The 13,171-nt window shown below is 73.0% G+C and carries 13 protein-coding genes; 10 read left to right on the forward strand and 3 right to left on the reverse strand.

Annotated elements, in window-relative coordinates:
* Position 1 precedes the first annotated feature (1 nt).
* From bioD to mug, 10 genes are all read left to right on the forward strand, one after another.
* Entirely contained in the window at positions 2 to 718 is a 717-nt protein-coding gene (bioD, locus tag BU52_RS16895) for a dethiobiotin synthase (protein ID WP_037934926.1), read from the forward strand.
* Between the two features lie 68 nt (positions 719 to 786).
* Positions 787 to 1,488, forward strand: a complete 702-nt coding sequence (locus BU52_RS16900; protein ID WP_037934930.1) for a class I SAM-dependent methyltransferase — start codon at positions 787 to 789, stop codon at positions 1,486 to 1,488.
* A 191-nt stretch (positions 1,489 to 1,679) separates the two neighbouring features.
* Positions 1,680 to 2,513, forward strand: coding sequence for an ABC transporter ATP-binding protein (locus BU52_RS16905; protein ID WP_037934931.1), 834 nt, complete (start codon positions 1,680 to 1,682; stop codon positions 2,511 to 2,513).
* Positions 2,514 to 2,516: 3 nt separating this feature from the next.
* Positions 2,517 to 5,084 carry an ABC transporter permease gene (locus tag BU52_RS16910; protein WP_037934933.1) on the forward strand — a complete coding sequence of 856 codons (2,568 nt, stop codon included), beginning with the start codon at positions 2,517 to 2,519 and terminating at the stop codon, positions 5,082 to 5,084.
* Between the two features lie 70 nt (positions 5,085 to 5,154).
* Positions 5,155 to 5,580, forward strand: a complete 426-nt coding sequence (locus tag BU52_RS16915) for a GNAT family N-acetyltransferase (RefSeq protein ID WP_037934936.1) — start codon at positions 5,155 to 5,157, stop codon at positions 5,578 to 5,580.
* Positions 5,581 to 5,739: 159 nt separating this feature from the next.
* Positions 5,740 to 7,107, forward strand: a complete 1,368-nt coding sequence (locus BU52_RS16920) for a hemolysin family protein (RefSeq protein ID WP_037934939.1) — start codon at positions 5,740 to 5,742, stop codon at positions 7,105 to 7,107.
* Positions 7,104 to 8,117 (forward strand): hemolysin family protein, encoded by a 1,014-nt coding sequence (locus tag BU52_RS16925; protein ID WP_037934942.1) that lies wholly within the window; start codon positions 7,104 to 7,106, stop codon positions 8,115 to 8,117. The genes BU52_RS16920 and BU52_RS16925 overlap by 4 nt, the downstream gene beginning before the upstream one ends.
* Before the next feature lie 59 nt (positions 8,118 to 8,176).
* On the forward strand, positions 8,177 to 8,953 hold the full coding sequence (locus tag BU52_RS16930) for an SGNH/GDSL hydrolase family protein (RefSeq protein WP_037934945.1): 777 nt from the start codon (positions 8,177 to 8,179) through the stop codon (positions 8,951 to 8,953).
* Between the two features lie 71 nt (positions 8,954 to 9,024).
* A complete protein-coding gene (gene purB, locus BU52_RS16935) occupies positions 9,025 to 10,467 on the forward strand; it encodes an adenylosuccinate lyase (protein ID WP_037934948.1) in 1,443 nt (480 codons plus the stop codon).
* On the forward strand, positions 10,464 to 11,012 hold the full coding sequence (mug, locus tag BU52_RS16940) for a G/U mismatch-specific DNA glycosylase (RefSeq protein ID WP_078903288.1): 549 nt from the start codon (positions 10,464 to 10,466) through the stop codon (positions 11,010 to 11,012). Before purB ends, mug begins: the two co-directional genes overlap by 4 nt.
* Before the next feature lie 10 nt (positions 11,013 to 11,022).
* Here mug and BU52_RS16945 read toward each other — a convergent pair whose 3' ends face one another.
* From BU52_RS16945 to BU52_RS16955, 3 genes are read right to left on the reverse strand one after another with little or no spacing between them, the layout of a single operon-like run.
* A complete protein-coding gene (locus BU52_RS16945) occupies positions 11,023 to 11,463 on the reverse strand; it encodes a hypothetical protein (protein ID WP_037934953.1) in 441 nt (146 codons plus the stop codon).
* Positions 11,464 to 11,519: 56 nt separating this feature from the next.
* The gene (locus BU52_RS16950; protein WP_037934956.1) at positions 11,520 to 12,245 is read right to left on the reverse strand and encodes an ABC transporter permease; all 726 of its coding nucleotides are present in this window, start codon (positions 12,243 to 12,245) and stop codon (positions 11,520 to 11,522) included.
* A gap of 2 nt (positions 12,246 to 12,247) precedes the next feature.
* Complete coding sequence (locus tag BU52_RS16955; RefSeq protein ID WP_037934959.1) at positions 12,248 to 13,168, reverse strand: ATP-binding cassette domain-containing protein; 921 nt, start codon at positions 13,166 to 13,168, stop codon at positions 12,248 to 12,250.
* Positions 13,169 to 13,171: the final 3 nt, after the last annotated feature.

The raw sequence follows: 13,171 nt of genomic DNA on the forward strand, positions 1-13,171 counted from the left end.
CATGCCTGTACTGGTGATCACGGGCACGGGCACCGAGGTCGGCAAGACGGTGGTGACGGCCGCGGTCGCCGCGACGGCGCTGGCCGCCGGCCGGTCGGTGGCCGTGCTGAAGGCGGCGCAGACGGGGGTACGGCCGGACGAACCCGGGGACGCGCAGGAGGTCGCACGGCTCGCGGGCGCGGTGACGACGGCCGAACTCGCCCGTTATCCCGATCCGCTGGCTCCCGCCACGGCGGCCCGCCGGGCCGGCCGGCCGCCGGTGCATCCGCACGAGGTCGCGGAGCGGGCGGCCAAGCTCGCCACCGACCACGATCTGGTGCTGGTGGAGGGCGCGGGCGGGTTGCTCGTCCGGTTCGACGCGGCCGGCGGTACACTGGCGGACGCGGCGGCGCTGCTCACCGCGCCGGTGCTGGTGGTGGCGCCGGCCGGGCTCGGCACCCTGAACGCGACCGAGCTGACGGCGCGGGAACTGCGCGGGCGGGGGCTGGACCTGGCAGGCGTCGTGATCGGCAGCTGGCCCGGCGAGCCCGACCTGGCGGCGCGCTGCAACCTGCTGGACCTGCCGGACGTGACCGGGGCCCCGCTGCTGGGCGCCGTGCAGGCCGGAGCGGGTGCTCTCGACCCCGCCGCTTTCCGGACGTCGGCACCCCGGTGGCTGGCTCCCCGCCTGGAGGGGGTCTGGGACGCGGAGGCGTTCCGGGTGCGCGAGTCTCCTTGACGGCGGTGGGGGTGCGGGCGGCCCGTCCGGGGGAGAATCCCCGTAGGCCCGTCCCGGGGGAGGTCGTCATGCAGCTGTGGTCCGCCCGCTCCACGAAGGTGCCGCGGGATCCCGTGCACCACCCCGTGTTCGCCCGCTACTACGCCCGGGCCAGTGTCGCCGCCGAGACCCGGGCGGGGATGGCGACGGTGCGGGACACGCTGCTCCGCGGGCTGTCCGGCCGGGTGATCGAGGTCGGCGCGGGCAACGGCCTGAACTTCGCGCACTACCCGGGCGCCGTCTCCGAGGTCGTCGCCATCGAGCCGGAGCGGGCGCTGCGGGCGCTGGCCGTGGAGGCCGCGCTGCGTTCCCAGGTGCCGGTGGACGTCGCGCCGGGGGTGGCGGAGGCGCTGCCGGTCAAGAGCGAGGCCTTCGACGCGGTGGTGCTGTCCCTGGTGCTGTGCAGTGTCCGGGACGTGCCCCGGGCCCTGACGGAGGTCAGGCGTGTGCTGCGGCCGGGCGGAGAGGTGCGGTTCTTCGAGCACGGCCGGGGCGGAGGCCGCGTCATGCGGCTCACCCAGCGGGCGCTGGACCGCACCGTGTGGCCGCCGCTGGCCGGTGGCTGCCACGTGGCGCGGGACCCGGTCGGCGCGCTGCGGGAGGCGGGCTTCGACCTCGGCCCCTACCGGCGCGTGATGATGCCGGAGAAGGGACCGGCACTCCCCCCGTCGTACTGCGTCATCGGGACCGCGTGGCGGCCGGTGGACGACGCGGTGACCACCGGCGGCTGACGCCCGCTCAGTCGGCCCGGCCGCGATGTCGTCCAGGCGTGCCGGACGAGGAGTGTGCCCCTTACATCCGCATCGGTGACCGGACCTGGGGTGGAGACGGCCCCGCACCCCCGGGGGATACCGGCTGTGGACCGGATCGCACTACCCTTGCGCGACGGGCACGACCGGATGTCCATGCGGAGGAGGCGGCCTTGTCCACACCTGCTGCGGAGCACGCCCCCGGCCTCGCGTCGGCCGACGGGATCGCGGCCCGCGCCCGCGGCCTGACCAAGGCGTACGGCTCGGGCGAGACGACGGTGCTCGCCCTGGACTCGGTGGACGTGGACATCGTGCGGGGAGGGTTCACGGCGGTCATGGGGCCGTCGGGATCCGGGAAGTCCACGATGATGCACTGCCTGGCGGGGCTCGACAGCGTGTCCGCAGGACAGGTGTGGCTCGGAGACACCGAGATCACAGGCCTGAAGGACCGTGAACTGACCCGGCTGCGCCGGGACCGGATCGGGTTCATGTTCCAGTCGTTCAATCTCATCCCGACGCTGAACGCGCGGGAGAACATCACCCTGCCCATGGACATCGCGGGCCGGAAACCCGACGAGAAGTGGCTGGACCGGGTCATCGACACGCTGGGCCTTCGGGACCGGCTGGGGCACCGGCCCGCTCAGCTGTCCGGCGGGCAGCAGCAACGGGTGGCCTGCGCGCGGGCGCTGGCCTCCCGGCCGGAGCTCATCTTCGCGGACGAGCCGACCGGCAACCTCGACTCCCGCGCGGGTCTGGAGGTGCTCGGCTTCCTGCGCGAGGCCGTGGACACGCTCGGGCAGACCGTGGTCATGGTCACCCACGACCCGGGCGCCGCCGCCCACTCCGACCTGGTGCTCTTCCTGGCGGACGGCAGGATCGTGGACGAGATGCGGCAGCCCACGGCGGAGTCGGTGCTGGAGCGGATGAAGCGCTTCGACGTGATCCGCGCCCCGTCGGACGACGGCGGGAACGTCCCGGCGGATCCGGCGATGTCCGGCGAGGACTGAGACGTGCTGAAGGCGACCCTGAGGAGCTTCCTCGCCCACAAGGGCCGGCTGCTGCTGTCCGCGCTGGCCGTCGTGCTGTCGGTGGCGTTCGTGGCCGGCAGTCTGATCTTCTCCGACACCGTCTCCCGCACCTTCGACCGGCTGTTCGCCTCCTCGTCCGCCGACGTCACCGTGGCGCCCCGGGAGGACCTGGAGTCGTCGGTGCCGACGGGAGCCGTCCGGACCGTCCCGGCCTCGCTCGCCGAGCGGCTGGCGGGGGTCGAGGGCGTCGAGGCGGCGCACCCGGACGTCGAGGTCGACAACGTCACGGTCGTCGACAGCGGGAACGAGTCGGTGGGGCCGACCACCGGCGCGCCCACCCTGGCGGTGGACTGGCATGTCACCGAGCGCAGCGTCGTCGAACTGACCTCCGGCAGCGCCCCCCGCGGAGCGGGCGAGGCCGTCCTGGACGCGGACACCGCCGACAGCAGGGGCGTGGAGATCGGCGACACGCTGTCGGTGCAGGCCCGGCCCGGCACCTTCCGGGTGGAGGTCGTCGGCATCGCCACGTTCACCACCACCAACCCGGGCGCGGCACTGGTCTACCTCGACCCGGCGGTCGCCGCCACCGAGCTGCTCGGCTCCGCGGACCGGGCGACCGGCATCTCGCTCACCGCCGGTCCGGGCGTCTCCGACGAGCAGCTGAAGCGGCGCGTCACCGAGGAACTCGGCGCCGGTGCCTACGAGGTGCGGACGGCCGACGAGACGGCGGCCACGGCCACCGAGGAGCTCGGCGGGTTCCTCGACGTGATCAAGTACGTGATGCTCGGCTTCGCCGGGATCGCCGTGCTCGTCGGCGTCTTCCTGATCGTCAACACCTTCTCGATGCTGATCGCCCAGCGCACCCGCGAACTCGGCCTGCTCCGTGCGCTCGGCGCCGACCGCAGGCAGGTGCGCCGGTCGGTGCTCACCGAGGCGGTGCTGCTCGGTGTGGTCGGTTCGACGCTGGGCCTGGCCGCCGGTATCGGGCTCGCCTTCGGTCTGATCCGGCTGATGAGCGCGTTCGGCATGAATCTGAGGACCACGGAGATGGTCGTCGGCTGGGTCACGCCCGTCACGGCGTACGCCGTCGGCGTGGGCGTCACCTTCGTCGCCGCGTACCTCCCGGCCCGCCGCGCGGCGGGCGTGTCACCGATGGCCGCGCTGGCCGACGCGGACGTCGCCGGTACGGGGCGGCCGCTGCGGGCCCGCGCGGTGACGGGTTCCGTGGTGGGCGCGCTCGGCGCGGCCGCGCTGGTGGGCTGCGTGCTCTCCGGCGAGACCGCCTCCGCCGCCTCGCTGCTGGGGCTCGGGGTCGTCCTCACGCTGATCGCGACCGTCGTCGCGGGTCCGCTGCTGGTGCGGCCGGTGATCCGGGTGCTGGGCTCGGCCTTCCCCGCGCTGTTCGGCTCGGTCGGCCGGATGAGCCAGCGCAACGCCCTGCGCAATCCGCGCCGTACCGGCGCCACGGCCGCCGCGCTGATGGTGGGGCTCGCTCTGGTCGGCGGGATGTCGGTGGCCAGCGCGTCGATGTCCCGGTCCTTCGACGAGCAGATCGACAGGACGCTGGGCGCGGACTTCGTGATCCAGAACGCCAACTTCCTGCCGTTCTCCCAGGAGGTCACCGACCGGGTGCGGGACACGGACGGCGTGGGGCTGGTCGTACGGCAGCGGTTCGCGCCGGTGGCGGTGCGGCTGCCGGACGGCGAACGGGTCGAGACCACCGCGGCCGGGTACGACGACCGGGTCGACGACGTCGCGCGCGTGAGGTACGCCGCCGGCGACACGGCGGCCGCCCTGGCGGACGGCAACATCTCCATGGACGCGGGCTTCGCGGCGGAGCACGGCGTCCGCATGGGCGGCACGGTCCCGGTCGAGTTCCCCGGCGGCAGGAGCACCGAGCTGACGGTGGCCGCCCTCACCGACCTCGAGGGCGGCGAGGGCTTCGGGACGCGGGGCGGGCTGGTCTTCGGCATCGCGACGGTCGAGGAGTACGTGCCGGACGGGCAGGACTCCGCGCTGTACGTCAACGCGGCCGACGGGACGAGCGTGGACGACCTGCGGGAGCGGCTGGACACGGCGCTCGACCCGTACCCCCAGGTGCAGGCCCGCGACCAGGCCGACTACAAGGAACTGGTGCACGACCAGATCGCCGTCCTGCTGTACCTCGTCTACGCCCTGCTGGGGCTGGCGATCATCATCGCGGTGCTGGGCGTGGTCAACACCCTGGCGCTGTCGGTGGTGGAGCGCACCCGTGAGATCGGTCTGCTGCGGGCGATCGGCCTGTCCCGGCGGCAGCTGCGGCGGATGATCCGGCTGGAGTCGGTGGTGATCGCGGTGTTCGGCGCGATTCTGGGCCTCGGCCTGGGGCTGGTGTGGGGGCTGTGCATCCAGCAGGTGCTGGCTCTCCAGGGCATGACCGCCCTCGCGATCCCGTGGGGCACCGTCGCCGCGGTGGTGATCGGGGCGGCCGTGGTGGGCATCGCGGCGGCTCTGCTGCCGGCGCTGCGCGCGTCGCGGATGAACGTGCTGGAGGCGATCGCCCACGAGTGAGCCGCGCGGCGGCCGGTCCGGATCATGGAATTCCGCGCCGGCCGCACCACTGGGTGGCGAGAATCGGCGCATGAGTGAGCTGCGGATACGGGCCGCCGGGCCCCAGGATCTCGACGACGTGCTGGCGTTCTGGAAGGTGGCCGCCGAGGGCACGAGCATCAGCGACGACCGGGCCGGGGTGGAACGGCTGGTCGCCCGTGATCCCGGGGCACTGCTTCTCGCCGAGACCGACGGTGGACTGGCCGGCACGGTGATCGCGGGCTTCGACGGCTGGCGGTGCCACCTCTACCGGCTGGCGGTGCACCCGGACCGCCGTCGTCGGGGCGTCGCCTCCGCGCTGCTGAGCGCCGCGGAGGAGAGGTTTCTGCGTCTCGGCGGGCGCCGGGCGGACGCGATGGTGCTCCAGCGCAACGAAACCGCGCATCATGCGTGGGGCGCCGCGGGGTATGCGCCGGAGGAACGCTGGCGGCGCTGGGTGAAGCCCCTCACCGGCTGATCCACGACCCGACGGCCATTCTTTGCCCATCTTTTACCCTCGGATGGCCACCCGGCCCTCCATGAAAGGTTGTGTGCGTCCCCCCATGGGCGAGCCTCCCGGTCCGCGACACCGCGCATCCGTTCCCGTCCTGTCCGACCATGGGACAGAGGTGACCCGATGACCGAAGTGCTCCTCCTTCTGGCGGCGATCCTGCTCTCACTCGCCTGCGGCGTGTTCGTGGCGGCCGAGTTCTCCCTCACCACGGTCGAACGGGCGGAGCTGGAACGAGCCGTCGAACGCGGCGAGCGGGGCGCCACGGGCGCGCTCGAGGCCGTACGGAATCTGACCTTCCAGCTCTCCGGCGCGCAGCTCGGCATCACGGTCACCAACCTGGTGGTCGGCATGCTCGCCGAGCCGTCGATCGCGGCACTGATCGCGGGCCCGCTGGAGGACGTCGGCGTGTCCGGCTCGGTGGCCCGCTCCCTGGCACTGGTGATCGGCACGGCGCTGTCGACCGTCTTCCTGATGGTGGTGGGCGAGCTGGTGCCGAAGAACTGGGCGATCTCGTCACCGCTGGCCGTGGCGAAGCGGGCGGGCAACGTGCAGCGCTGGTTCAGCACCGCGTTCCGCCCGTTCATCACCCACCTGAACAACACGGCCAACCGCATCGTGCGCCGCATCGGTGTGGAACCGGCGGAGGAACTGGAGTCCGCGCGCGGGCCCCAGGAACTGGCGGCGCTCGCCCGGCACTCCGCCAGGGAGGGCGCCCTGGAGCCGGACACCGCCGAGCTGTTCGTGCGCACGCTGAACCTCGCGGACCTCACCGCGGAGAACGTGATGACCCCGCGTGTCCAGGTGATCGCCCTGGAGGTGCGGGCGACCTGCGAGGACGTGGCGAACGTGACCCGGGCGACCGGGCTGTCCCGGTTCCCCGTCTACCGCGAGACCCTCGACGCCGTCGTCGGTACCGCTCACGTCAAGGACGTACTGGCGCTGCCCGCGGAGCGGCGTGCCCGGACCCCGGTGTCGGACCTGATGCGCGAACCGCTCCTGGTCCCCGGATCGCTCACCGTCGACCGGCTCCTCGACCGGCTCTCCGGGCGGCGCACCATGGCCGTCGTGATCGACGAGTACGGCGGCACGGCGGGGGTGGCCACTCTGGAGGACATCGTCGAGGAGGTCGTCGGCGAGGTCCGCGACGAGCACGACCCGCACGAGACCCCCGACCTGGACCGGGCCGGCACCGACGAGGACGGGCGCACGTTGTTCTCCGCCGACGGCGCCGCGCGCGTGGACCAGCTCGCCCGGGTCGGGCTGCGCGCGCCGGAAGGGCCCTACGAGACCCTCGCCGGGCTGGTGGCCGCCACACTGGGCCGGATCCCGGACGTCGGCGACACCCTTCAGGTCGCGGGCTGGCGGCTGGAGGTCGTGGACGCCTCCGGCCACCGCGCGGCACGCGTCCTGCTGCATGCGCCCCCCGGTGACCGGACCGGCACGGAGCGGCGCACGGAACCGACCGCGGACGACGAGGGAGCGCGGCGATGACCGTCGTACAACTGCTGATCGGTCTGGCGACGCTGGTCGTCAACGCCTTCTTCGTCGGCGCCGAGTTCGCTCTCATCTCGGTCCGCCGCAGCCAGATCGAGCCGTACGCCGACCGGGGCGAGCGTCGTGCCAGGAGCGTGCTCTGGGGCCTTGAGCATGTGTCCGCGCTGATGGCCGCCGCGCAGCTCGGCATCACGCTGAGCACGCTGGTCCTCGGCATCGTCGCCGAGCCGGCGATCGCGCATCTGCTGGAACCGGTGTTCCACGCGGTGGGCGTCCCCGCCGGCGCGGGGCACGCCGTGTCCTTCGTGATCGCACTGGTCCTCGCGACGTATCTGCACATGCTGCTCGGCGAGATGGTGCCGAAGAACGTCGCGCTCGCCGAGCCGGTCCGCAGCGCGCTCGTCCTGGGGCCGCCTCTGGTGGCGCTGTCCCGAGCGCTGCGACCGGTGATCTTCACGATCAACGCCTTCGCCAACACGCTGCTGAAACTGTTGCGCGTCGAGGCGCGCAACGAGGTCGTCGCGTCGTTCTCGGACGCCGAACTGGCCCAGATCGTGAAGGACTCCGGTGAGGCCGGACTCATCGACGACCGTGCGCGGGAGCGGCTGCACGACGCGCTGGAGCTGGGCCGACGGCCGGTGCGGGACGTGGTGATGCCGTTGAAACGCGTGATCTACGCGCGCGTGGGCGTCACCCCGGAAGGTCTGGAGCAGCTGTCGGCGGAGTTCGGGTTCTCCCGCTTCCCGGTGGTGGACGAGCAGCGCCGGATCGTCGGCTATCTGCATGTGAAGGACGCCTTGGACGCCTCACCCCGCGACATGCCGTTCCGGCTGTCGGACATGCGCTCCATCGCGCGCGTGCGGGAGAGCACCCCGATGGACGACGTCCTCACCGCCATGCGCGGCAGCCGTACGCATCTGGCGGCCGTCCTGGGGACCGACGGACGGCTGGCGGGGCTGGTGACGATGGAGGACGTCCTGCGGGAGCTGTTCGGGCAGCGGGCCTGACCCGGCGGTCCGCCCGACCGACCGCTGGGTATGTGCCAGGGGATACCATCTCTGTCGCCATGCAGACGAACCCCACCTACAGCAGCCTCGTCGCCCTGGGCGACTCCTTCACCGAGGGCATGTCGGATCGGCTCCCCGACGGCACGTACCGCGGCTGGGCCGACCTCCTCGCCGCCCGGATGGCGGCCACCGCTCCCGGCTTCCAGTACGCGAACCTCGCGGTGCGCGGAAAGCTGATCCGGCAGATCGTCGACGAGCAGGTCGAGGTGGCCGCGGCCATGCGGGCCGATGTCGTCACCCTGGTCGGCGGGCTCAACGACACCCTGCGGCCCAAGTGCGACATGGGGCAGGTGCGGGATCTGCTGACGGAGGCCGTGGAGCGGCTGGCCCCGCACTGCAAGCAGCTCGTGCTGATGCGCAGCCCCGGCCGCCGGGGGCCGGTCCTCGAGCGCTTCCGGCCGCGCATGGAGGAGTTGTTCGCCTGCGTCGACGAGCTCGCCGGGCGGCACGGCGCACTGGTCGTCGATCTGTACGGGGCGCCCGCTCTCGGCGACCCCCGCCTGTGGGACGTGGACCGGCTGCACCTGACCGCCGAGGGGCACCGCAGAGTCGCGGAGGCGGTCTGGCAGGCGCTCGGCCATCCGCCGGAGGACCCCGAGTGGCACCTGCCGCCGGAGGCGACGCTGCCGCCGCACTGGGTGGCGCGTCGGGCCGCCGACGCGCGGTTCGCCCGGCAGCACCTCCTGCCGTGGATCGGCCGCCGGCTCACCGGCCGTTCGTCGGGCGACGGCCTGCCGCCGAAGCGGCCCGAGCTGCTGCCCTACGAGGATCTGTGACACGCCTTGTGGTTTCCTCCAAGTCACCCCGGGGCACCGGCCTGCAGGAATCGCCAGTAGAATCCCTGTACGTGACTGCTGCGCCCGCCAAGCCCCGTATCCCGAACGTCCTCGCCGGACGCTACGCCTCCGCCGAGCTCGCCACGCTCTGGTCCCCCGAGCAGAAGGTGAGGCTGGAGCGCCGGCTCTGGCTCGCCGTGCTGCGGGCCCAGAAGGACCTCGGGATCGAGGTGCCCGACGCGGCGATCACCGACTACGAGCGTGTCCTCGACCAGGTCGACCTGGTCTCGATCGCCGAGCGCGAGAAGGTCACCCGCCATGACGTGAAGGCACGGATCGAGGAGTTCAACGACCTCGCCGGGCACGAGCACGTGCACAAGGGCATGACCTCGCGCGACCTCACCGAGAACGTCGAGCAGCTGCAGATCCGCCTCTCGCTGGAGCTGATGCGCGACCGCACGGTCGCCGTGCTGGCGCGCCTCGGCAGGCTGGCCGCCGAGTACGGCGAGCTGGTCATGGCCGGCCGCTCCCACAATGTGGCCGCTCAGGCCACCACCCTCGGCAAGCGCTTCGCCACGGCCGCCGACGAACTGCTCGTCGCGTACGGCCGGGTGGAGGAGTTGCTGGGACGTTACCCGCTGCGCGGCATCAAGGGCCCGGTCGGCACGGCGCAGGACATGCTCGACCTGCTCGGCGGTGACGCGGACAGGCTCGCGGAGCTGGAGCGGCGGATCGCCGCCCACCTGGGCTTCTCCGAGGCATTCACCTCGGTCGGCCAGGTCTACCCGCGCTCGCTCGACTACGAGGTCGTCACCGCGCTGGTGCAGCTGGCCGCCGCCCCGTCGTCGCTGGCGAAGACGATCCGGCTGATGGCCGGGCACGAACTGGTCACCGAGGGCTTCAAGCCCGGCCAGGTCGGCTCCTCCGCGATGCCGCACAAGATGAACACCCGCTCCTGCGAGCGCGTCAACGGCCTGATGGTGATCCTGCGCGGCTACGCCTCGATGACCGGGGAACTCGCCGGCGACCAGTGGAACGAGGGTGACGTGTCCTGCTCGGTGGTGCGCCGGGTCGCGCTGCCGGACGCCTTCTTCGCGCTCGACGGCCTGCTGGAGACGTTCCTGACGGTGCTCGACGAGTTCGGTGCGTTCCCCGCGGTCGTCGCCCGGGAGCTGGACCGCTACCTGCCGTTCCTCGCCACCACCAAGGTGCTGATGGGAGCGGTGCGCGCGGGCGTCGGGCGGGAGGTCGCGCACGAGGCGATCAAGGAGAACGCCGTCGCCACGGCCCTGGCCATGCGCGAGCGGGGCGCCGAGCGCAACGACCTCCTCGACAAGCTCGCGGCCGACGAGCGGCTGCCGCTCGGCCGGGACGAACTCCAGGCGCTGATGGCGGACAAGCTGTCCTTCACCGGTGCCGCGAGCGACCAGGTCACGACCGTGGCCGGCCGCATCGAGGAGATCGTGAAGCAGCACCCGCAGGCCGCCGGCTACACCCCCGGGGCGATCCTCTGACGCGCTTCACCCAGCAGGAGCTCCAGGCCGCCCGCGACCGCCTCGTACCGGACGTGGTCGCGGACGGCCTGCGTGTGCTGTTCTGCGGCATCAACCCGGGTCTGATGACGGCCGCGACCGGCCACCATTTCGCGCGCCCCGGCAATCGCTTCTGGCCGGCGCTGCACCGCTCCGGATTCACTCCCGTGCTGCTGCCGCCCTCGGAGCAGCGGGAGCTGCTGTCGTACGGGCTAGGCATCACCAACGTGGTGGCGCGGGCGACCGCGCGTGCCGACGAACTGAGCGCAAGGGAGTACCGGGAGGGCGGGCGGCTGCTCGCCGTGAAGGTGGCCAGGCTGCGTCCGCGGTGGCTGGCCGTGCTGGGGGTCACCGCGTACCGGGCGGCGTTCGACGACAGGAAGGCGCGGGTGGGGCCGCAGGTGCGGACCATCGGCGGGACGCGGGTGTGGGTGCTGCCCAACCCGAGCGGGCTGAACGCGCACTGGACGCCGGCCACGCTGGCCGAGGAGTTCGCCCGGCTGCGGGAGGCCGCGGAGGAGGGGTGACGCCCGGCGGTCAGGGCGGGGCGGTCTCCGTGACCACCGCCAGGAGCTGCACGTCGTCACCCGCGTCACGGTCGGCGACCGCCACCGCGACCCAGCGGCCGGTGCCCCGGACCTCCCACAGCCACGCGACAGCCGCGCGTGCGCCGAGCCAGGCCCAGGGCTCGGGTATCTCCTCGTGCTCGGTGCGCAGCAGGACCGTCTGCAGGTTCCAGGGCGCGACGTCGCCCCAGCGTGAGGCCAGCACCTCGTAGACGGCGTCGCGGTCCTTCTCGAACTGGTCCACCGTGACCGCCCATTCGGCGGGGTCGCCGCCGCGCGGACCGGGTCCGCTCCGCAGGACCGCCACGTGATGGCCCGGCCCGCCGAAGCCGACGTCCGACGGGCCGTGCTCCGCCGGGAAGGGGCGGAAGCACAGCTCGTCGATGAGGGCGATGTGCTGTGCGATGTCCATGCGTCCAGTAAACCCGCCGCCACTGACACTTGGCGGTGCGTCAGTCCGGTACCCGGTCAGGCGTCCCTGCGGCGCAGGCTCCACGCACCGGCCAAAAGGGCGGCGGCCGTCCACAGCGCCGTCACCGCAAGTCCCGTCCAGGGGCCCAGGATTCCGTCGGGTGTCTCCAGCAGGACCACCTGTCCGGCCCGGTCGGGCATGAACTCGACGGCGGTGCCGGCCGCGTCGCCGATCACGAAGGACACCACGAGGATGAACGGGACCAGCACGGACAGGGTGGCCACCGCGCTGCGCAGCAGGGTCGTCAGGCCCGCGGCGAACAGGGCCATCAGCGTGAGGTAGAGGCCGCAGCCCACGACACCGCGGGTCTGCTCGGCCAGGGACAGGCCGGCCGCCTCCGGGCCGAGCCCCGCCCGCGCCACGAGGAGAGCGGCCAGGGCGGTGAGCAGGCCGGTGAGCAGCGTCGGGACGGCGATCGCCGTGAGCTTCGCGGCGTACCAGAGTCCGCGTCGCGGGACCGCGGCCAGGGAGAGCCGCAGGGCTCCGTTGTGGTACTCCGCCGATACGGCCATGGCGCCGAAGGAGAGGGCGGCGATCTGGCCGGGAGCGACACCGGAGAGGGCCATGAAGAGGGGGTCGGACTCGGGGTCCGACGTGTCCGAGACCCCGGCGATCGCGGAGAACGCCGTCGTCGCGGCGAACAGCGCGAGCAGGGTCGCCGGGAGCGGGCGGACGGTGCGGATCTTCAGCCACTCGGCGCGGAGCACGGGTGCGAACGGCATGGTCAGGCCTCCTGGTGGTGCGCGGCGAACTCGGTCTCGGTGGCGGTCAGGTCCAGATAGGCCTGTTCCAGCGTGCCCTCGTCCGCCGCGAGTTCGAGGATCGGCACGCCCGCGCCGGAGACGAGGCGTCCGATCTCCTCCACGCGCGCGTCGGCCACGGTCCAGTGTCCGTCCGGGTGTTCCACGGCGTCGTGACCGTGCGCGGCGAGGGCGCTGACGAGGACAGCGGGGTCAGAGGTGCGGATGCGGACGGCGGGGCGCACGCGGGCGTCGATGAACTCCCGCACCGGGGTGTCGGCGAGCAGCCGGCCGCGTCCGAGGACGACGAGGTGGTCGGCGAAGGAGGCGGTCTCGTTCATGAGATGGCTGGAGACCAGGACGGTCCGTCCCTCGTCCGCGAGCCGGCGCAGCAGTGTGCGGATCCACACGATGCCGTCCGGGTCCAGGCCGTTGGAAGGCTCGTCGAACATGATCACCCGCGGGTCGCCGAGCAGCGCGGCGGCGATGCCCAGCCGCTGGCGCATGCCCAGCGAGTAGGTCCGCACCCGGCGGCGCCCGGCCGGACCCAGTCCTGTCTCCTCCAGCACCTCGTCGACCCGGCGGTCCGGGATCCGGTGGCTCGCGGCGAGGACGCGCAGATGGTCACGGCCGGTGCGGGAGCCGTGCGCGGCCTGCGCGTCGAGCAGGGCGCCCACCTCGCGCAGGGGCTGGGGCAGGGTGGCGTAGTCCCGGCCGCCGAGGGTGGCCGAGCCGGACGTCGGGCGGTCGAGGCCGAGCACCAGGCGCATGGTGGTGGACTTGCCGGCGCCGTTGGGGCCGAGGAAGCCCGTGACGCGGCCGGGGAGGACGCGGAAGGTGAGGTGGTCCACGGCTCGCCGGGGGCCGTACTCCTTGGTGAGGTCCTGCACGTCGATGCTGGTCATGCG

Source organism: Streptomyces toyocaensis, assembly GCF_000725125.1.
GTDB classification, from domain to species: Bacteria; Actinomycetota; Actinomycetes; order Streptomycetales; family Streptomycetaceae; genus Streptomyces; species Streptomyces toyocaensis.

Coding starts and splice junctions, on each gene's coding strand:
- BU52_RS16945 (WP_037934953.1), bottom strand. CDS start 11,463: ATGGACATCGCACAGCACATCGCCCTCATCGACGAGCTGTGCTTCCGC.
- BU52_RS16930 (WP_037934945.1), top strand. CDS start 8,177: ATGCAGACGAACCCCACCTACAGCAGCCTCGTCGCCCTGGGCGACTCC.
- BU52_RS16925 (WP_037934942.1), top strand. CDS start 7,104: ATGACCGTCGTACAACTGCTGATCGGTCTGGCGACGCTGGTCGTCAAC.
- BU52_RS16920 (WP_037934939.1), top strand. CDS start 5,740: ATGACCGAAGTGCTCCTCCTTCTGGCGGCGATCCTGCTCTCACTCGCC.
- BU52_RS16900 (WP_037934930.1), top strand. CDS start 787: ATGCAGCTGTGGTCCGCCCGCTCCACGAAGGTGCCGCGGGATCCCGTG.
- BU52_RS16950 (WP_037934956.1), bottom strand. CDS start 12,245: ATGCCGTTCGCACCCGTGCTCCGCGCCGAGTGGCTGAAGATCCGCACC.
- BU52_RS16915 (WP_037934936.1), top strand. CDS start 5,155: ATGAGTGAGCTGCGGATACGGGCCGCCGGGCCCCAGGATCTCGACGAC.
- BU52_RS16955 (WP_037934959.1), bottom strand. CDS start 13,168: ATGACCAGCATCGACGTGCAGGACCTCACCAAGGAGTACGGCCCCCGG.
- bioD (WP_037934926.1), top strand. CDS start 2: ATGCCTGTACTGGTGATCACGGGCACGGGCACCGAGGTCGGCAAGACG.